This is a genomic window from Gellertiella hungarica (genome assembly GCF_014197145.1).
Lineage (GTDB): Bacteria > Pseudomonadota > Alphaproteobacteria > Rhizobiales > Rhizobiaceae > Gellertiella > Gellertiella hungarica.
Window position 1 is genome coordinate 29,309 of the sequence record NZ_JACIEZ010000002.1, and the last position, 18,070, is coordinate 47,378.

The following is an 18,070-nucleotide window of genomic DNA, read 5'->3' on the forward strand; positions in this document are numbered from 1 at the left end:
CCGAACCCGGGGTGGCAAAGCGCAAGTTAACCAATTATTAGCCAAAAGAATCAAAGCTTGAGGGAAAGCCTTTTCCCGCTGTCGATGAGGAGCGTCCGTCATGTGCCGCTGGGCTGCCTATCGGGGAGAACCCCTCTATCTCGAGGAGCTGGTGACCTCGCCCGCCCACTCGCTGATCGAGCAGTCCCACCATGCCACCCGCGCGAAGACGCCGACGAATGGCGATGGCTTCGGGGTTGCCTGGTATGGCGACAGGCCGGAGCCGGGGCGCTACCGCGACATCCTGCCGGCCTGGGCCGACTGCAACCTGAAAAGCATCGCCCGCCAGATCCGCTCGCCGCTGTTCCTTGCCCATGTCCGGGCCGCGACCGGCGGCGGCACGCGCCGGGACAATTGCCACCCCTTCGTGCACGAGAACTGGTCCTTCATGCACAACGGCCAGATCGGCGATTTCGAAAAGGTGCGCCGCCCCATGGAAACCATGCTGGGCGACGATCTCTATGCCGCGCGCAACGGCACGACGGACAGCGAGCTGATCTTTCTTCTCGCGTTTCACTTCGGCCTGAGGGAGGATCCGCTGAGCGCCTTTGCCGATACGATCGGCTTCATCGAGCGGCTGTCCTTTCACATGACGGGATCGGCGCTGGTGCGCTTCACCGCGGCCTTCTCCAATGGCCGGACGCTGTACGCAATCCGCTATGCAACGGACCGGCGCGCGCCAACCCTCTATGCAGCGCCGATGGGACGCGGGCAGGGATACTGCCTGGTTTCCGAACCGCTCAACGACGATGTCGATACCTGGGTGGAAATTCCCGATGGCAGCGCGGTCTCCATCGGCGAGGAGGGCCTGGATTTCGTCATGTTCGAACCGGGCAATTCGATTGCGCTTCATCCCGCGCGCGAGGCCATCTGACACCTCAGACGGGGATGCCGAGCTCCGTCCGCAGCTTCTTCGTCAGGCCCGCCGCCACCAGCTGATGGGAGCGGGTGACGTAATAGCGGAGATCCTCCTCCGGCAGCGGTGCTCCTTCCCCGATCGAAACCCATTTGCGCTTCGCGAAATAGGGGGCCTGTTCGATGCCGTCGAGCGCGGTCAGGATCTCGAAGCTCTCTTCCGTCACCTTCACCACCAGCCGGTTCGGCTGGCGGTCCGGACGCATCAGCGCAAACACCTTGTCGCCCACCTTGGCGACCCGGCTTTCCCACTGGTCCACCAGCCGCGTTCCCGGCAGCGTCTGCACGAAACCGTCGAAATCGGCCTGCCGGAAGAGGTTCATGCGCCCGACCCCTGAAGCCGCTCGGCGATCAGCGCCGCAAGGCGCGCCGCCACCTCGTCCTTTGCCAGATCCGGCCAGTCGTCGATGCCATCCCTGGAGATGATCTTCACGCGATTGCGCGTGCCGCCCATGATGCCGGTTTCCGGCGAAACGTCATTGGCAACGATCAGGTCGGCGCCCTTGCGGGCAAGCTTGGCGCGGCCGTTTTCCTCCACGTCCTGGGTTTCGGCGGCAAAGCCGACCACGAGCCGGGGGCGAAGCGGATGGTGGCCGACGGTCTTCAGGATATCGGGATTTTCGGTAAGGTGCAGCGGCGCGGGGCCTTCGCCCTCCTGCTTTTTGATCTTCTGGCCGGCCTGGCTCGCCACGCGCCAGTCGGCGACGGCGGCCACCATCACGGCCGCATCGGCGGGAAGCGCCGCCAGCACCGCATCGCGCATCTCCTCGGCGCGCTCCACATGGATCACCTTCACCCCTTGCGGATCGGGAATGGTGACGGGACCGGAAACCAGCGTCACCTCGGCGCCCAGACGGGCAAGGGCTGCCGCTATCGCATGACCCTGCCGCCCGGAGGAGCGGTTGGCGATATAGCGGACGGGGTCGATGGGCTCGTGCGTCGGGCCCGAGGTCATGACGATCCGCCGCCCGGCAAGCGGCCTTGCGGCCGGGAAAAGCAGTGCCTCGGCGCTCGCCACGATGTCGAGCGGCTCCGCCATCCGTCCGATGCCCGCTTCCCCCTTCTCCGCCATCTCGCCGGCCATCGGACCGACGAAGCGGATGCCGTCCGCCTTCAGCCGTTCCGCATTCCGCTGCGTGGCGGGGTTCGCCCACATCACGGGGTTCATGGCCGGCGCCACCAGCACGGGCCGGTCGGTGGCCAGCAGCACCGTGGAGGCGAGATCATCGGCAATGCCATGGGCCATCTTCGCCAGGATATTGGCCGTTGCCGGCGCGACGACGACGAGATCGCAGTCCCGCGCCAGGCGGATGTGGCCGACATCCTGCTCGTCCTCGCGGGAGAACAGATCGGTGTAGACCGGCGTCGCCGACAGCGCGCCGACGGCCAGCGGCGTGACGAATTCCTGCGCCCCTGCCGTCATCACGGGCGTCACCACGGCCCCCCGTTCCCGCAGGCGGCGGATGAGGTCCAGGCTCTTGTAGGCGGCAATCCCGCCGGAAATGACGAGCAGCAGACGTTTGCCGGTAAGCGACATGGGCAGTCCCGATCGGTTTCAGATGACCGGGACCCTAATCGGTGATCGCTTGTGTTGCAATGCGGTGGGGAAGATCGGCCTTGGCGCTTCCCGCTTTGCAGGTCGCGGGGTTGCGTTTGCGGATGCGCACCCCCTCTGCGTTGCATGGGGTTGAGTGTGACGCACCGCACACCCCTGTGCCTCGCAAGGCGTGGAGTTTGCCGTGCTGCACCCCCCTCTGCCCTGCCCGGCATCTCCCCCTCAAGGGGGGAGATCGGGATGGGGTTTATGATGGCAGTTCCCAGCAGACGTTTCTGCAATTGAGACGCTTCTTATTTGGGGAAACCAAAAGACTACGGTCGATCTCCCCCCTTGAGGGGGAGATGCCCGGCAGGGCAGAGGGGGGTGCGGTGCGTCAGACGCGGCGCTCAATCTCCCCCCTTGAGGGGGAGATGCCCCGGCAGGGGCAGAGGGGGGTGCGGTGCGGCAGACGCCACGCCTTACCCCCGTCAGCCTCAGCCCTTGGCGCGCTTCTTGCCGGTCCAGGCGCCCTCGGGCTTCTGGCGCGGCTTGTCGAAGGCGGGCTTGTTGCCGAAGCGGGCCTTGCCGGCCGGGCGGTCGAAATCGCGGGCGGCGGCATCGTCGGGGCGGGGGCGCTTGGCGGCGCGCGGCTTGTCGTCGGTGCGGTCGCGGTTCCAGTCCTTGCGGGGCGCGCGTTCGCCGTCGAAGTCGCGCGGGGCGGACTTGCGGCCGCCGTCCATGTCGGGCTTGCCCGGCAGGGCCTGCACGCGGATCGAGTTTTCCAGCATCCGCTTCGGACCGAGCGCGGTTTCGAAGGCATCGACGCTGTCGGCGGCGATCTCCACATAGGTTTCGGTCGGCTGCATCTTGATCTGGCCGATGTCGCGCTTGGCGATATTGCCGTTGCGGCAGAGCATGGGGATCAGCCAGCGCGGCTCCGCATTCTGCTTGCGGCCGACGGAAAGCGAGTACCACACGCTGTCGCCGAAATCGGCGCGCGGGCCGGGTGCGCGCTCGTCCTTCTCGAACTTCGGGCGGTCGGGACGGTCCGTGCGTTCCCGCTTACGCTTGTCGAAGATCTCGATCTCGATCAGCTCCTCGGGAGCCGAACGGCCGGCGCGATAGGCGCGCAGGAATGCAGCCGCAACCTGTTCGGCGCCATGAGCGCCGATGAGCGATGCGATTGCATCGGCTTCGTCTTCCTGGATGGGATCCGTCAGCAGGGGATCGGCCAGCATGCGTTCGGCGTCGCGGGCGCGGATCTCGTCGGCGGACGGTGCCTTCACCCAGGCCGGAGTGATGCCGGCGTCGCCCAGCACGCGCTCGGCGCGGCGACGGGCGCTGACGGGCACGATGAGCGCGCTCACCCCCTTCTGGCCGGCGCGGCCGGTACGGCCGGAGCGGTGCAGCAGGGTTTCGCGGTTGGTCGGCAGGTCCGCATGGATGACGAGTTCGAGGCCCGGCAGGTCGATGCCGCGGGCGGCAACGTCGGTGGCAATGCACACGCGGGCGCGACCGTCGCGCATGGCCTGCAGCGCGTGGCTGCGCTCGTTCTGCGACAGCTCGCCGGACAGTGCCACGACCGAGAAGCCGCGGTTGTGCAGCCGCGCCGTCATGTGATTGACGGCGGCGCGGGTGGAGCAGAAGACGATCGCGTTCTTCGCTTCATAGAAGCGCAGCGCGTTGATGATGGCATTTTCCTTGTCGGCGGGGGCGACGAGAAGGGCGCGGTATTCGATGTCGTGGTGCTGCTCGGTATCGCCGGCAGCGGCAATGCGGACTGCATCGCGCTGGTAGTTCTTGGCAAGCGTGGCGATGGTTTTTGGCACGGTGGCCGAGAACATCAGCGTGCGGCGCTCGTCGGGCGAGGATTCGAGAATGAATTCCAGGTCTTCGCGGAAGCCGAGATCGAGCATTTCGTCGGCCTCGTCGAGGACGACGGCAGCCAGATGGTCGAGCACGAGTGCACCGCGGGTGATGTGGTCGCGCAGGCGGCCGGGCGTCCCGACGACGATATGGGCGCCACGTTCTAGGGTGCGGCGCTCGGTGCGCATGTCCATGCCGCCGACGCAGGAGGCGACGACCGCCCCGGTGAGCTCGTAGAGCCATTCCAGCTCGCGCTGCACCTGGAGTGCCAGTTCGCGGGTAGGGGCGACGACGAGCGCCAGCGGCTCGGCAGCCCGGTCGAACCGGTCGCGGCCGGAGAGCAGGTCGGGGGCAAGCGCCAGCCCGAAGGCGACGGTCTTGCCGGAGCCGGTGCGGGCGGAAACCAGCGCATCGCGGCCTTCGAGCGCGGGATCGAGAACGGACTGCTGGACGGGCGTCAGGCCGGTATAGCCGCGCTTGAGCATTGCTTCGGCAATCGCCGGAACGACGCCTTCAAAATGAGTCATGATGTTTCTTTCGGGTTCTGGAAGCCGGTTGCCCCATTCCGCCTCGTGCGGCAAACGGCTTATCCCGACCTTTCATGCGGCCCTATCGCCGCCCAAGTTGGGCGCTCAGTACGCGAATATTCGCGCTTTGTACAGCGCCGACCCACGCTTTTTGGTAAGATCTGCCCTTCGCAGGGCGAATACCGGGCCGAAATTAGGAAATTGATGCTTCTCAAGGCTGATACTTAGGATGAATGGCCGCTTGCGCCGATCCCCTCTATAGGAGACAAGGCAGGCTCAACCCCTGGGAGGCGGGTTTTCATGCGCATTGCATTCCTTTCCGACATCCATGCCAACCGCGAGGCCTTCGAAGCCTGCCTTGCGGCCACGCGCGATGTCGACAGGATCGTCATCCTCGGCGATATCGTCGGCTATGGCGCCGATCCCGGCTGGTGCACGGACAAGGCCCGCGAGATCGAGGCCTCCGGCGGCGTGGTCATCCGCGGCAATCACGACCAGGCCGCCGTGGCCGGCGGCGCGGACATGAACCCGACGGCCCGCATCGCCATCGAATGGACCCGGGCCATGCTGTCGGCCGAGCAGAAGGCCTATCTGGCGACCCTGCCGCTGTCGGTGACGGACGAGGACCGGCTCTATGTCCATGCGGAGGGAAGCGATCCCGCCCGCTGGATGTATGTGACCGACGTGGAGGATGCGGGCGCGCATTTTTCCGGCACCAGTGCGCGCATCTCCTTCTGCGGCCACATCCATCTTCCCTCGCTCTACTGCCTGCCGCAGATCGGCAAGGTGACGAAGTTCGTGCCGAACTCCGATACGCCCATTCCGCTTCTCTCCCAGAGGCGGTGGCTGGCGGTGATGGGGGCTGTCGGCCAGCCCCGCGACGGCAATCCGGCGGCGGCCTATGCGGTGCTCGATACGGTGCGGCGGGAAATCCGCTACCGCCGGGCACCCTATGACGTGGAGAAGGCGCAGGAGAAGATCCGTGCCGCCGGGCTTCCCGAAAGCCTGGCGAGCCGGCTGGCAAGGGGGCACTGAAGGCCATGGCAGGCAAGCTTCAACCGGGCATGGAGCTCGACGGCTTCACGCTGAAGGAACTCGCCCATACGGGCGGCATGGCGAGGCTCTGGATCGTCACCCATCCCGACCACGAGGGCGAACTCCTCATGAAGGTGCCGATGATCGGCGAGGGGGATGATCCCGCCGCCATCGTCAGCTTCGAGATGGAGCAGATGATCCTTCCGCGCCTTTCCGGGCCTCATGTGCCGAAGCACGTCGCCAATGGCGATTTCGCCGTCCATCCCTACATCGTCATGGAACGCCTGCCCGGCAAATCGCTCTATCCGCGGCTGAAGGAGCTGCCTCTTCCGTGGAAAGAGGTAACGGAAATCGGCGTGAAGATCGCCACCGCCCTCGATGCCCTCCACCGCCAGCATGTGGTGCATCTGGACCTCAAGCCGTCCAACATCCTCTTCCGGGAGAGCGGCGAGGCGGTGCTGGTCGATTTCGGTCTGGCGCGGCACAATCTGCTGCCGGACCTGATGGAGGAGGAATTCCGCCTGCCCTATGGCACGGCGCCCTACATGGCACCGGAACAGATCATGCGCATCCGCAGCGATTACCGCTCGGATCTCTTTGCGCTCGGCTGCCTTCTCTATTTCTTCGCCACCGGCGAGCGGCCCTTCGGCGATCCGCAGCGGCTGAAGGGGCTGAAGAAGCGCCTCTGGCGCGATCCCATGCCGCCCCGCGCGCTGAAGCGGGACATCCCGCCGGCCCTGCAGGAGGTGATCCTGAGGGCGCTGGAGGTGAACCCCAACCGCCGCTTCCCGACGGCGGCGCAGATGGCGGCGGCGCTCAAGGATCTCTCGCAGGTGCCGATCACGCCGCGCGCCACCAAGATGAAGCGCGACCCCTGCCTGGAGGTGGTCCGCCGCCGCTTCAACCAGGAAGAATTCCAGCCGCCCAAGGCCAAGGACGAGGAGCGCCAGTGGTCCAATGCACCGATCGTTGCCGTGGCACTCGACCTTAGCGACAGTTCGGAGGACCTGAAGGAATCGCTGCGCGTGACCACGCAGCGCATCCTCGAGAAATCGCCGGAAGCCCGCGTTGCCTGCATCAACATTCTGAAAATCAACCGCCTCGCGCTCGACAGCACGCTGGACGAGGAGGGGCAGAACAAGCATGTGCAGCGGCTTGTGGAGCTGAAGAGCTGGGCGGAAGCGCTGAAGGCACCGGAAGGCGCGGTGACCTTCCACGTGCTCGAAGCCGTCTCGCCGGCGGATGCGATCCTCGATTATGCCCGGCAGAACTATGTCGACCATATCGTCATGGGCGCACGCGCCGCCTCCACCATGCGCTCGCTGCTCGGCAGCGTGTCGGGCGAAGTGGCGGCCCATGCGCCCTGCACGGTGACCGTGGTGAGGAACCGGGCCGCCCCCGCGGGGGAATAGGCCCGGCCTTTCCCTCAAGGTTCAGAGGCGGATATAGGGCACATCCTTCTTCGCCACCTCGTCGAGCGCCTCCTCATAGCCCGCATCCGCATAGCGGATGACGCCGAGGGTCGTGTCGTTGGTCATGGCGTGGTCCAGCCGTTCGTCGCCCTCGGGCGTGCCGTCGGCAATGACGGTCACGCCGCAGCTCGTCATGTAGCCGGAATAGCCGCCGCCGCCGGAATGGACGACGACCAGATCCGCCATGGAGGCCGAGAGCATCATGGCATCGATCAGCGGCCAGTCGGCAATCGCGTCCGATCCGTCCTTCATGCCCTCGGTCATGATGTTCGGATGGGCCATCGCCCCGGCATCCAGATGGTCGCGCGAGAAGGCGACCGGCCCCTTCAGCTCGCGGGAGGCAACGAGCGCATTGACGCGGCGGGCCAGTGCGGTGCGCTCCCCGTGGCCGAGCCAGGCGATGCGGGCGGGCAGGCCCTCGAAGGGAATGTTTTCGCGCGCGAGCTTCACCCAGTTGGTGACGATGCGGTTGTCGGGGAACATCTCCAGCAGCAGGTCGTCGATCCGGGCGATGTCGCTCTCCTCGCCCGAAAGCGCCATCCAGCGATAGGGACCGATCGCCCGGCAGAAGAGCGGCCGCAGATAGGCCTCGGTGAAGATCGGGATGTCGAAGGCATCGGCAACGCCGCCCTCCCGCGCCTGGGTGCGGATGAGATTGCCGTTGTCGAAGACTTCCGCGCCCGCCTTCTGGAAGGCGAGCATGGCCTTCACATGATCGACGATCGAGGCGCGGCTTTCGGCCATCAGCTGTTCCGGCGCCTCCTCGCGCATCCGCCGGGCTTCTGCAAGCGTCCGCGTCTTCGGCACGTAACCGTAGACGAGGTCATGGGCGGATGTCTGGTCCGTCACGATATCCGGCGTGATGCGGCGGGCGACGATATCCGGATAGATCTCCGCCGCATTGCCGACGAGACCGACGGACAGCGCCTTGCCTTCCTTCACCGCCCCGTCGATGAGGGAGAGCGCATGGTCGAGATTGTCGGCGATCATGTCGAGATAGCCGATCTCCCTGCGCTTCTGCGCCCGGTCCGGATCGACGTCGACGCAGAGGATCGCGGCTTCCGCCATCCGGCCGGCGAGCGGCTGCGCGCCGCCCATGCCGCCGAGACCCGCCGTCAGGATGAAACGGCCCTTCAGCGAGCCGCCGAAGCGCTTTTCGGCAATGCGCATGAAGATCTCGTAGGTGCCCTGGATCACGCCCTGGCTGCCGATATACTGCCAGGCGCCGGCGGTGAGACCGCCCCAGCAGATGAGCCCCTTCTTCTGCAGCTCGTAGAAGACCTCCGCCTTCGCCCACTGGCCGACCATGTTGCAATTGGCCATGATGACGAGCGGGGCCTTCGCATGGGTTTTCACGAGGCCCACCGGCTTGCCGGACTGGATCAGGAGCGTCTGGTCCTCGTCCATCTCGAGAAGCGTCTTCACGATGGCCGCATGGGCCTTCCAGTTGCGCGCGGCCTTGCCGAGCGCGGCATAGACGATCAGGTTGTCGGGGTCTTCCCCGACCGAGAGCACGTTTTCGAGCAGGCGCAGCAGCGCTTCCTGGCGCCAGCCCTTGGCGCGCAGCGTGGGGCCGCCGGGAACGGGAAAGTTTGCATGACGGGAGGGGCGGGCATTCATGATTTTCTCTCCTCAGGCCTTGGCAGACAGCGCATAGCGGGCGATCTCGATGCCCATGGCCTTTTCGCAGACGGGATAGACGCTCGGGTCGAGCACGCTTGCCGAAAGCGGAATGATATCCATCGGCACATGCAGCACATGCACGGTCATGCCCTCCCTCAGCTGGCCGACGCTCAAGGGCTCGGCTTCCTCGGACAGCGTGGTGATGACGGAGGGGAAGGTGGCAAGCCGCGCGCCGTCCGCATCGTCCACGGCCATGTATTCGTTCATGACGTGCAGCGTGCGGGCGGAAGCGCCCGTGCCGATCGTCACCGTGCCGATGTCGAAGGCTTCCTTCGTATAGACCACGTCCTTCTTCGTGATCACCCCTGAGGTGAGAATATGCCCGCCGGTGACCTTGCAGATCGCGTCGATGACGGCGGTGGCATTCTTCTTCTCGGCCTCGATGATCGCCTCGCCGAGGTCAAGCGCCATGGAAATGCCGCCGAGCGCCGCGTTCTTCTTCACATAGGATGCGCGCAAGGGATTGCGGGCCGACGCGATGAAGCCGCCGGACTGGTCGGAGGCTGCGCGCAGCACGGGCGAGATCTTTGCGGTGGCGCCGCGCACCACGAGCTCGATATAGCGGTTTTCGTCGCGATTGCCGCCGGCTGCCGTCTGGATCATCTGTTCCGGCGAGCCCGCCATGCCGATCGAACCCATGTCGCCGGTCGGATGGGCGCGGATATCGCCCACCGCATCCACCACCTTGGTGCCGAGGATGGCGGACGGCAGCCAGGCGTTCAGCGTCGAGGACTTGCCGTTCTGGCCGATGATGAGACCGGTGATCTTCTCGCCCAGCGCCTCCTGCAGGAGGGAGACGGCGCGGACATAATCGACGCCGCGCATTTCCCAGGGCGTGGTGGAGGCCGGAGCGCCGATGGCGGCGGCGGTCGCGACCCAGTCGTTCTCGTCGAGTTCGTCGATGGACACCAGTTCCGGCTTGCCGATGGAAACGGCCGCATAGCCCAGCATCCGGCCGTGATCGGCCCAGCCGCCGCCGCCCGCGGCATAGACGGAACCGCCCTTCACCGCTGCTTCCACATCCTTCTCGACCAGTATCCGTCCCATCTTTCTTCCCTTTGTCTCAAGCCTGTTTGTCGAGGGCGATCACCGCCTCGAAGAGCACTTCCGCGCCAAGCGCGATGGCATCGTTTTCCGTCCATTCCTCCGGCGCGTGGCTGAGGCCGTCCTTGCTGGCGACGAAGATCATCGCGGCAGGCGCCTTGCGCGCCACCCAGGCGGCATCGTGGCCAGCCCCCGAGGCGAGCGGCCGGTGCGTCGCGCCGATCCGGTCGCAGGCGCCGCGCAGCAGATCGAGAAGGTTCGCATCGGAAGGCACCGCCGCATTGTCGGAAATCACGACCGGTTCGGGCACCGAGACCCCTTCCGCGCCATCCATGCGGGCGGCTTCCGCCTTCACCCAGGCCAGGAAGGCCTCCATGTCCGGCCGATGCTCGGCGCGGGCGTCGATGAGGAGCCGGACCTTTGCCGGCACCACGTTTGCGGCATTCGGCTCCATGCGGAACTCGCCGACGGTCGCGGCAAAATGGCGGGGCTGGCTCGCCAGCACGCGGGCCGCCTCGTCCACCTTCTGGACGAAACGGGATGCGGCAACCAGCGCATCGGCCCGAGCGCCCATCGGCGTCGTACCCGCATGGCCGGGCTGGCCGTTGAAGGTGAGCTCGATGCGGGTAATGCCGGAGATCGCCCCGACAATCCCGATGTCGATGCCTTCGCGCTCCAGCACCGGGCCCTGCTCGATATGCAGCTCGAGAAAGCCCTTGATCTCGGGGACCGTGAGCGAACGCAGCGTCGATGGATCGCCGCCCACCTCGCGGATCGCCTCGGCAAGCGTGCGCCCGCCTTCCACCCGCTCCAGCCATCCGTCCGGAAACTGGCCGGTCAACCCGCGGCTGCCGACGCAGGAAACGCCGAAGGCCGAAACCTCTTCCGCCAGGAAATCCACGACGACCAGATCGTGCTCCAGCTCGATCCCCCGGTCGGCGAGCGCGCGGGCGACTTCGAGCCCGACGACCACACCGGCAATCCCGTCGAACCTGCCGCCATCCGGCACCGTGTCCGAATGGGAGCCGAGCATGATCGCCTTGCGCGACGACTTGCCCTTGCGAAGTCCCAGCAGGTTGCCCGCGGCATCGATGCGGGTTTCGAGGCCTGCTTCCCGCATCCGTTTTTCAATGAGGGCGCGGCCTTCCAGGAACAGCGGCGTGAAGGAGCGGCGCGTCCAGGGACGCCCGGGTTCGGTAATGGCGGCGAGTTCGGCAATGTCGCGCTCGATACGGGCGGCGTTGACGGAGAGATTGCGGTTCATGGAGAGACTTTCGGATATCAGCGGTTGACCGGTGGGCGGACGAAGCGGCCGGTTCCGGGTTTGGCGGTCACGCGGCTGCCGTCGAAGGCAAGGGCGCCGCGAAGCCAGGTGCCGCCCACGGTGTAGGGAAGCCGGATTCCGTCATAGGGGCTCCAGTCCACCACCGTGTGGCCGGATTCCGATGCGGAATAGACCTTTTCCTCGGGTACAAGCACGGTGATATCGGCATCGCGGCCCACCTTCAGCGCGCCCTTCACGTGATCGAGGCGGAAATGCTTCGCCGGATTCTCCGCCATCAGCCGGGCCGCCCAGGTGAGCGAGATGTCCCGCTCAATGGCACCCTTGACGAAGAGCGGGATCATCACCTCAAGCCCCGGCACGCCGGAGGAATTGGCGAGCATGTCGGGATTGGTCTTGCGATTCTCGGACCAGGCGACGTGATCGGTCGAGACGAGCCAGACGAGACCGTTGCGTACCCGGTCCCAGACGGCTTCCACCTCCTTTCGGGGGCGGAGCGGCGGGTTGATCTTCGCCTTGCCGCCGAGGCGGGCGACATCATTGTCCTCGTCGAGCGTCAGGTAATGGATGCAGCATTCCACCGTCGCCTCGAAACCGTCGAGGCGATAGGCGGCCGCAATGTCGTAACCCCGGGCGAGCGAGCAATGCACCACATGGGCGGGGCAGCCGGTCTGGGCGCCCGTCTCGAAGATGGTGTGCATCGCAAGCAGCTCGGAAAGCGGCGGACGGGAGAGCCCATGCGCCCGCCAGTCCGTGATGCCCGAGGCCTTCACCCGCTCCATGTAGATCCGCACCGTCTCGTCGTCCTCGTTGTGGACGCCGGCGGTCAGCCCGGTCTTGGCGATCTCCGAAAAGGCATCGGCGAGCATCGGCGGCGTGATGCGGGGAAAGCGCTTGGGGTCGGTGCCGAAGGTGGAGAACTTGAAGGCGGCCACGCCGGCTTCCGCCTGTTCGGCGATGCGGGCCGCGCCTTCCAGCGGGTCGATGGTGCCGTAGAGCGCGAAATCGACGCGGGCCTGCGGGCTCGCATGGTCGATCTTCCATTTCACCGCTTCCGCCGAGCAGACGAGATTGCCCTCGTCATAGGGCATGTCGACAATGGTGGTGACGCCGCCGGCCGCCGCCGCGTTGGTCGACCAGATGAAGTCTTCCTGGTTCTTCTGCGAGAGCGAATGCACCTGCGCATCGATGGCGCCGGGCAGGATGAGGCCCTGGCCGAAGTCCTGCCTTTCGCCTGCGGCAGGGGCGGGGCCTTCGCCCACATGGGCAATCAGCCCGTCGCGAACGGCAACATAGCCCTTCTCGATGATGCGGTCCGGGAGGACGACCTTGCCGGAAAGTACGAGATCGAAATCAGCCATGTCCGGTCCTCCTCAGGCGACCTTGCGTTCCGTGCTGCTGGCGGCGGTGGGGCCGAGCGCGAAGAAATCGTCGACGGCGGGAAGCGGCGCCACATCCATCAGCCGGCGCATGAAGGCTTCGGAGGCGAGCTCCATCTCGATGGCCTCGATCTCGCAGGAGAGCGCCCGGTCGACGGTGAGGAAGGCGGCATGCTTGCGCACCACGCGGTAAAGTTCCGCGGCCGTGCCTTCCGGAGCCATGCCGAGAATGTCGAGCGCCTGGGCCGCCAGCATCGCCTCGATGGCGGCCAGACGCTTCAGCGCCTCCATCTGCCGGTCGAGCCGGTCGATGACGAGCGGCAGGAAGGCCGCCTCGTCCTCCAGCCCGCCCGCCACGACGAGCGATTGGGCCGAAACCGGGTTCGACATGGACAAGACGCGGGAGAAGATCTCGCCCGCGAGCTTGATCATCGGTCCGAAACCGGTGGCGATCGCGCCCTTCGGCACCAGGTTCACCGGCAGGTCCGCCCGCATGCCATTCCCGAGCAGGACGCAGCGGTTGAAGGTGTTGCGCGCGGCATGCGCCATGCAGAGCGCGGAGGATTCCAGAAGCAGCGTCACGTCGAGCGGCAGCGAGCCGCCCGAGGTGAGGATCTTGCCGCCGGCAATGACGGGGTTGTCGTCGGGGCGCGCGGTCGCGGAGACGATGCGGAAGCCGGAGGCCATGAGGCTTTCGAAGACGGCGCCGAAGACCTGCGCGATCATGCGGACGCTCAGGGGATCCTGAATATGGGTGGTGATGCTCCAGTCCCAGGGTTTCGCCGCCTCCAGCAGCCAGGCGCCCGTCTGCGCCTCGCGCGGCGTGCCGACCGCGGTGACCGCCTCCCACGGGGCCCGGGATGCGCCGAGGGCGCCGCAGGCGAGAAGCCCCGTTGCCAGCAGCACGCGGATCGATGTCACGGCATGGCGCAGGGTCTCCGCCGCATTGGCAAAGCTCACCGCATTGACGCCCAGCGCGGCAAGCGCATCGCGCGGCGCCATGGTGAGCGGCTTCAGGCCGGCCGCGGCCAGCGCTTCGGAGGCCTGCATGCGCCGGCCGCGATAGACCGCCTCGCCGTCGCCGACGAGGACCGCGCCGATCTGCCCCATGAGCCCGATATCGCCGCAGCCGATCGAACCGGTCTTGCGCACGACCGGAATGAGATCGTGTTCGAGGAGCGTGAGGAAGGCCCCGACCAGCTCCGGCGAGCAGCCCACATGGCCGGTCAGCGCCGTGTTGATGCGGATGGCCATGGCATTGCGCACCACGGATGTCGGAAAGGCCGGGCCGGTGCCGAAATGATGGGCGCGGACGAGCCCGAGATTGAAGGCGTTGATCGCATCCGCCGACCATTCCACGTCCTTCATGGCGCCGACCCCGGTCGTCGCGCCATAGACGGGCTGGCCGGCGGCAATCGCCGCCTCCAGCACCTCGCGGGCCGCAACCACGCGCCCCATCCCTTCGCCGCTTGCGCGGACGCTCATCCGGCCCGCGCCGATCTCCACCATCTTCGAAAAGCCGATGGGTTGGCCGTTGAGTTCCACCGTTGCCGATGCCGTGTTCATGCGTGCCCCTCATTCTCTCCCGGGAAGACTAGGCGATAATCCTGATTTGTGGCATATCCCAAAAGATGAACACATGATGCAGAGAAGGGCACGCCCATGGATACCGCAGCCCTCGTCGTGACCGACCAGCTGCTCGCGCGTCCGGCGATCCGGGACGTCGCCCGTCTTCTCGGCTGCCCGCCCTCCAGCATCGCGGCGGCGCTGAAGCGGACCGAAAAGGCGCTTGCCGTCCGCCTGTTCCAGCCGGGCGCGCAGGGCCTGATGCGGACGCTCGACGGCGAGCGTCTCCAGCCGCTCTTTGCTGCGCTGGCCGGAGAAACCCGCAGGCTGTTTCGCCGGCAAGAGACGGAAGCGGTGCCGATGCTGGGGCTCGAGGCGCTCCACCGCATCCTCACCGTGGCACGCAAGGGCAGCATTCGCGCCGCCGCGCGCGAACTCGGCATGGGCCAGCCGCAGCTCACCCGCCAGATCGCCCATGTGGAGGCAAAGACCGGTTACGCGCTCTTCGCCCGCAGCGCCGAAGGCGCGGTCCCGACGCCGGAGGGGCTGCTCGCCATCGATGCGGCGCGGCGGATCGAGGATCTCTGGCGGGAAATGTCGGCAAGTTCGGGCGAGAAGTTCCGGCGCATGGCCGCCACGGTCCGTCTGGGCGCGGTCTTTCCGCTCGGGGCGGAAAGCAGCATTGCCGGGCTGCTGGCGAGCCTTTCGGCCCGCTGGCGGCTGCGCCACCCGCGCCAGCCGCTGTTCATCACCTCGATGATCGCGGAGGAGCTGCTGAACGGCGTGCGCCGTGGCATCTTCGATCTGGTGCTGCTCGATCTCGCGGGCCTTCCGGACGATCTCGACGGCAGGCTTCTGTCCACGTCGCCGCTGGTGCTCGTCGCCTCGCAGGAAACGGCGGAGCGGGCGGGCGGAACGCTCGACAGCCTGCTGCTCACCTCGCCGCTCGCGGTGCCGAGCGCGCGAAGCGGTCTGCGCCAGATCGTCGACCGGATGCTGGAAAGCGAGGTGTTTGCCGCATGGCGGGGGCGGATCGATCCCGTCGAGGTGGACAGCATCCCGGTGATCCTCAGGCTCGTCGAGGATCACGGTTTCGTCTCCTTCCTGCCGGCGGCCTCGCTGCCGGCGGGAGGCGGGCGGCTTGCCGCGCTCGGCCTTCCGGTGGAGACGGCCATGCCGCTCTATGCCGCCTGGCCCAAGGGCCGGGGCGATCACGGGCTGGTGGCGCAGGTGCTGGCGCTCGCCGGAGGCCCGGCCGTCAGATGACGTGCCAGGCGATGGTGAGAAGCGTCGCGGCGATGATCCAGAGCGCGATCCGGCCCGAACGGGTATGGCGTGCCTCGGCCCTGCCGATATCCTCGGCGGTGCGCTTGTCGAAGCGCAGGCCGTGCTCGCTCATGTGGATGAGCTCCGCATGGAACTTCTCCGTCCTGGCGGCGATTTCGGGCGCGGCCTCGGCAAGCTTCAGCGCCGCATAAAGGCCGTCCTTGAGGTCGGTCAGCACCCGCTTCGGCCCGAGATTGTCGCGGATCCAGCCGCCGACCACCGGCTCGGAGGCCTTCCACATGTTGAAGCGCGGATTGAGCATGCGCGCCACGCCTTCGACCACCACCATGGTCTTCTGCAGCATGACCAGCTCCGGACGCGTCTCCATGTCGAAAAGCTCGGTCACCTCGAAAAGCAGCGTGAGCAGCTTGCCCATGGAAATGGTTTCGGCGGGCTGGCCGTGGATCGGCTCGCCGATGGCGCGGATCGCCTGGGCAAAGCTCGCCACGTCATGGTGCTGCGGCACGTAACCGGCCTCGAAATGCACCTCCGCCACCCGGCGGTAATCGCGGGTGATGAAACCGTAGAGGATCTCGGCGAGGAAGCGGCGCTCCTTCTTGCCGAGCCGCCCGACTATGCCCATGTCGACCGCGACGATCATGCCGGCGGGATCGACGAAGAGATTGCCGGGATGCATGTCCGCATGGAAGAAGCCATCCCGCAATGTATGGCGCAGGAACGACTGGATCAGCGTGTCGGCGAGCCCGTCGAGATCGTGCCCGGCAGCCCTCAGCGCCTCCACGTCCGACATCTTGATGCCGTCGATCCATTCCATGGTCAGCACGTCGCGGCCGGTGCGCTCCCAGTCCACCCTGGGCACCCTGAAGCCCGGATCGTCCTTCGTGTTTTCCGCGATCTCGGAAAGGGCCGCCGCCTCCAGGCGCAGGTCCATCTCGATCCGGGTCGTCTGCTCGAGCGTGCGCGTCACCTCCGTCGGCTTCAGGCGCCGGTGGGAGGGGATGAATTTCTCCTGCATCCGCGAGACGAGATACATGGCCTCGAGATCCCGGGCAAAACGCTGGCGAACGCCGGGACGGGCAACCTTCACGGCGACCTTGCGCCTGCCTTCCGGCGTCTCGATCTCGGCCGGATGCACCTGCGCGATCGATGCGGCCGCAATCGGCGGATCGAAGCGGGTGTAGAGTGTCTCGAGCGGCCGGCCGAGCGAGCCTTCCACCGAGGCGCGGGCAGCGCCCTCCGGGAAGAAGGCCATGCGGTCCTGGAGCTTGGCGAGATCGTTTGCCAGCTCGACACCGACGACGTCGGGGCGGGTCGCAAGGAACTGGCCGATCTTCACGTAGGAAGGGCCGAGCCTTTCGACGGCACGGGCCACCCGGTCGCTCCGCGCCTCGCCGCGGGCGGGCCGGCGCGCCAGCGGCGCAAGCACGCGCTTGGCAAGCCTGAGCGGCGGGGGAATGTCGTCATCGGGAAGGCTGGTCAGCACGCCTTCGCGCACGAGCACATAGCCGACCCTCATGATGCGGAAATAGGCTGCCGGTGTGCTCATCCGGTCAGATCTTCCAGCCGGAATGCAGCGCCGCGATGCCGCCGGTATAATTGGTGTAGGTCACGCGCGAGAAGCCGGCATCCCGGATCATCGCCGCGAAATCCTCCTGGTTGGGGAACTTGCGGATCGATTCCACCAGATACTGGTAGGGCTCGGCATCGCCGGTGATCATCTTGCCGAATTGCGGAATGGCCTTGAACGACCACTGTTCGTAGAAGCTGTCGAGAAGCGGCATGTGGACTTCGGAGAATTCCAGCACCAGCAGGCGGCCGCCGCGCTTCAGCACGCGGTGGGCTTCCTTCAGCGCCACGTCGATGCGCGGCACGTTGCGGATGCCGAAGGCGATCGTGTAGGCATCGAAGCTGTTGTCCTCGAAGGGCAGGTCTTCCGCATTGGCTTCCACGAAGGTGAGGTTGTCGGTGAGCCCCTTCTTCTCCGCCCGCTCGGCGCCGACGCCCAGCATGGAGCCGTTGATGTCGAGCACGGTCGCATGGGCCTGACGGCCGGAGGCCTCGACGATGCGAAACGCGATGTCGCCGGTGCCGCCTGCCACGTCGAGCACGCGGTAATCGGACGACTTGCGCGGATTGAGCGCGGCCACCATGGCATCCTTCCAGACCCGGTGCAGGCCCGCCGACATCACGTCGTTCATGATGTCGTAGCGCTTAGCGACCTTGTGAAAGACCTCGTTCACCAGAGGCTGCTTCTCGCCTTCCGGAACGTCGCGGAAGCCGTAAGAGGTTGCCATGCCGCCATTGGCAGTGGTGCGCTGTTCACCCATCCGAGAACTCCCATCACAAATTGGACTTGCCCGCCGGCCGGCGGAACCATATCGAAAAGACCGCCTTCACGCTATCGGATGTATCGGGCGAAGCTGCGGCATGCTGGCGCT

At 66.6% G+C, this 18,070-nt stretch carries 14 protein-coding genes; 4 read left to right on the forward strand and 10 right to left on the reverse strand.

Features of this window, described 5'->3' with window-relative positions; genetic code table 11:
- The first annotated feature begins 100 nt into the window (after positions 1 to 100).
- Entirely contained in the window at positions 101 to 913 is an 813-nt protein-coding gene (locus GGR23_RS04695) for a class II glutamine amidotransferase (RefSeq protein WP_183364963.1), read from the forward strand.
- A gap of 4 nt (positions 914 to 917) precedes the next feature.
- On the opposite strand, the gene GGR23_RS04700 is transcribed toward GGR23_RS04695, so the two are convergent.
- The 3 genes from GGR23_RS04700 to GGR23_RS04710 all read right to left on the reverse strand — a co-directional run bounded on the left by GGR23_RS04700 (position 918) and on the right by GGR23_RS04710 (position 4,884).
- Complete coding sequence (locus GGR23_RS04700; protein WP_183364964.1) at positions 918 to 1,277, reverse strand: MmcQ/YjbR family DNA-binding protein; 360 nt, start codon at positions 1,275 to 1,277, stop codon at positions 918 to 920.
- On the reverse strand, positions 1,274 to 2,491 hold the full coding sequence (coaBC, locus tag GGR23_RS04705; RefSeq protein WP_183364965.1) for a bifunctional phosphopantothenoylcysteine decarboxylase/phosphopantothenate--cysteine ligase CoaBC: 1,218 nt from the start codon (positions 2,489 to 2,491) through the stop codon (positions 1,274 to 1,276). The genes GGR23_RS04700 and coaBC overlap by 4 nt, the downstream gene beginning before the upstream one ends.
- Before the next feature lie 494 nt (positions 2,492 to 2,985).
- Positions 2,986 to 4,884 (reverse strand): DEAD/DEAH box helicase, encoded by a 1,899-nt coding sequence (locus GGR23_RS04710; protein ID WP_183364966.1) that lies wholly within the window; start codon positions 4,882 to 4,884, stop codon positions 2,986 to 2,988.
- Positions 4,885 to 5,184: 300 nt separating this feature from the next.
- On the opposite strand from GGR23_RS04710, the gene GGR23_RS04715 reads away from it, so the two are divergent.
- Positions 5,185 to 5,919, forward strand: a complete 735-nt coding sequence (locus GGR23_RS04715) for a metallophosphoesterase family protein (protein ID WP_183364967.1) — start codon at positions 5,185 to 5,187, stop codon at positions 5,917 to 5,919.
- Between the two features lie 5 nt (positions 5,920 to 5,924).
- On the forward strand, positions 5,925 to 7,331 hold the full coding sequence (locus tag GGR23_RS04720; protein WP_183364968.1) for a serine/threonine protein kinase: 1,407 nt from the start codon (positions 5,925 to 5,927) through the stop codon (positions 7,329 to 7,331).
- 21 nt (positions 7,332 to 7,352) lie between these two features.
- Here the strand turns inward: GGR23_RS04720 and GGR23_RS04725 are convergent, their stop codons facing one another.
- The 5 genes from GGR23_RS04725 to GGR23_RS04745 are packed head-to-tail and all read right to left on the reverse strand — an operon-like array spanning position 7,353 to position 14,345.
- A complete protein-coding gene (locus GGR23_RS04725; RefSeq protein ID WP_183364969.1) occupies positions 7,353 to 9,011 on the reverse strand; it encodes a thiourocanate hydratase in 1,659 nt (552 codons plus the stop codon).
- 12 nt (positions 9,012 to 9,023) lie between these two features.
- Entirely contained in the window at positions 9,024 to 10,121 is a 1,098-nt protein-coding gene (locus GGR23_RS04730) for a thiohydantoin desulfurase (RefSeq protein WP_183364970.1), read from the reverse strand.
- Between the two features lie 16 nt (positions 10,122 to 10,137).
- On the reverse strand, positions 10,138 to 11,382 hold the full coding sequence (locus GGR23_RS04735) for a Zn-dependent hydrolase (protein WP_183364971.1): 1,245 nt from the start codon (positions 11,380 to 11,382) through the stop codon (positions 10,138 to 10,140).
- Between the two features lie 17 nt (positions 11,383 to 11,399).
- Positions 11,400 to 12,761 (reverse strand): dihydroorotase, encoded by a 1,362-nt coding sequence (locus tag GGR23_RS04740; RefSeq protein WP_183364972.1) that lies wholly within the window; start codon positions 12,759 to 12,761, stop codon positions 11,400 to 11,402.
- Positions 12,762 to 12,773: 12 nt separating this feature from the next.
- Complete coding sequence (locus GGR23_RS04745; RefSeq protein WP_183364973.1) at positions 12,774 to 14,345, reverse strand: aromatic amino acid ammonia-lyase; 1,572 nt, start codon at positions 14,343 to 14,345, stop codon at positions 12,774 to 12,776.
- A 96-nt stretch (positions 14,346 to 14,441) separates the two neighbouring features.
- Here GGR23_RS04745 and GGR23_RS04750 point away from each other — a divergent pair, with 96 nt between their 5' ends.
- Positions 14,442 to 15,611: a LysR family transcriptional regulator gene (locus GGR23_RS04750; protein ID WP_183364974.1), complete on the forward strand. Its 1,170-nt coding sequence runs from the start codon at positions 14,442 to 14,444 to the stop codon at positions 15,609 to 15,611.
- On the opposite strand, the gene ubiB is transcribed toward GGR23_RS04750, so the two are convergent.
- Positions 15,604 to 17,178 (reverse strand): 2-polyprenylphenol 6-hydroxylase, encoded by a 1,575-nt coding sequence (gene ubiB / locus GGR23_RS04755; protein ID WP_183364975.1) that lies wholly within the window; start codon positions 17,176 to 17,178, stop codon positions 15,604 to 15,606. The genes GGR23_RS04750 and ubiB overlap by 8 nt on opposite strands.
- Before the next feature lie 4 nt (positions 17,179 to 17,182).
- On the reverse strand, positions 17,183 to 17,959 hold the full coding sequence (gene ubiE, locus GGR23_RS04760) for a bifunctional demethylmenaquinone methyltransferase/2-methoxy-6-polyprenyl-1,4-benzoquinol methylase UbiE (RefSeq protein WP_183364976.1): 777 nt from the start codon (positions 17,957 to 17,959) through the stop codon (positions 17,183 to 17,185).
- Positions 17,960 to 18,070: the final 111 nt, after the last annotated feature.

What these genes read in the sequence shown, in the direction of transcription:
- coaBC (WP_183364965.1), bottom strand. Translation starts at nt 2,491, where the DNA reads ATGTCGCTTACCGGCAAACGTCTGCTGCTCGTCATTTCCGGCGGGATT.
- GGR23_RS04720 (WP_183364968.1), top strand. Translation starts at nt 5,925, where the DNA reads ATGGCAGGCAAGCTTCAACCGGGCATGGAGCTCGACGGCTTCACGCTG.
- GGR23_RS04710 (WP_183364966.1), bottom strand. Translation starts at nt 4,884, where the DNA reads ATGACTCATTTTGAAGGCGTCGTTCCGGCGATTGCCGAAGCAATGCTC.
- GGR23_RS04725 (WP_183364969.1), bottom strand. Translation starts at nt 9,011, where the DNA reads ATGAATGCCCGCCCCTCCCGTCATGCAAACTTTCCCGTTCCCGGCGGC.
- GGR23_RS04700 (WP_183364964.1), bottom strand. Translation starts at nt 1,277, where the DNA reads ATGAACCTCTTCCGGCAGGCCGATTTCGACGGTTTCGTGCAGACGCTG.
- GGR23_RS04715 (WP_183364967.1), top strand. Translation starts at nt 5,185, where the DNA reads ATGCGCATTGCATTCCTTTCCGACATCCATGCCAACCGCGAGGCCTTC.
- GGR23_RS04695 (WP_183364963.1), top strand. Translation starts at nt 101, where the DNA reads ATGTGCCGCTGGGCTGCCTATCGGGGAGAACCCCTCTATCTCGAGGAG.
- GGR23_RS04735 (WP_183364971.1), bottom strand. Translation starts at nt 11,382, where the DNA reads ATGAACCGCAATCTCTCCGTCAACGCCGCCCGTATCGAGCGCGACATT.
- GGR23_RS04745 (WP_183364973.1), bottom strand. Translation starts at nt 14,345, where the DNA reads ATGAACACGGCATCGGCAACGGTGGAACTCAACGGCCAACCCATCGGC.
- ubiE (WP_183364976.1), bottom strand. Translation starts at nt 17,959, where the DNA reads ATGGGTGAACAGCGCACCACTGCCAATGGCGGCATGGCAACCTCTTAC.
- GGR23_RS04730 (WP_183364970.1), bottom strand. Translation starts at nt 10,121, where the DNA reads ATGGGACGGATACTGGTCGAGAAGGATGTGGAAGCAGCGGTGAAGGGC.
- GGR23_RS04740 (WP_183364972.1), bottom strand. Translation starts at nt 12,761, where the DNA reads ATGGCTGATTTCGATCTCGTACTTTCCGGCAAGGTCGTCCTCCCGGAC.
- GGR23_RS04750 (WP_183364974.1), top strand. Translation starts at nt 14,442, where the DNA reads ATGGATACCGCAGCCCTCGTCGTGACCGACCAGCTGCTCGCGCGTCCG.
- ubiB (WP_183364975.1), bottom strand. Translation starts at nt 17,178, where the DNA reads ATGAGCACACCGGCAGCCTATTTCCGCATCATGAGGGTCGGCTATGTG.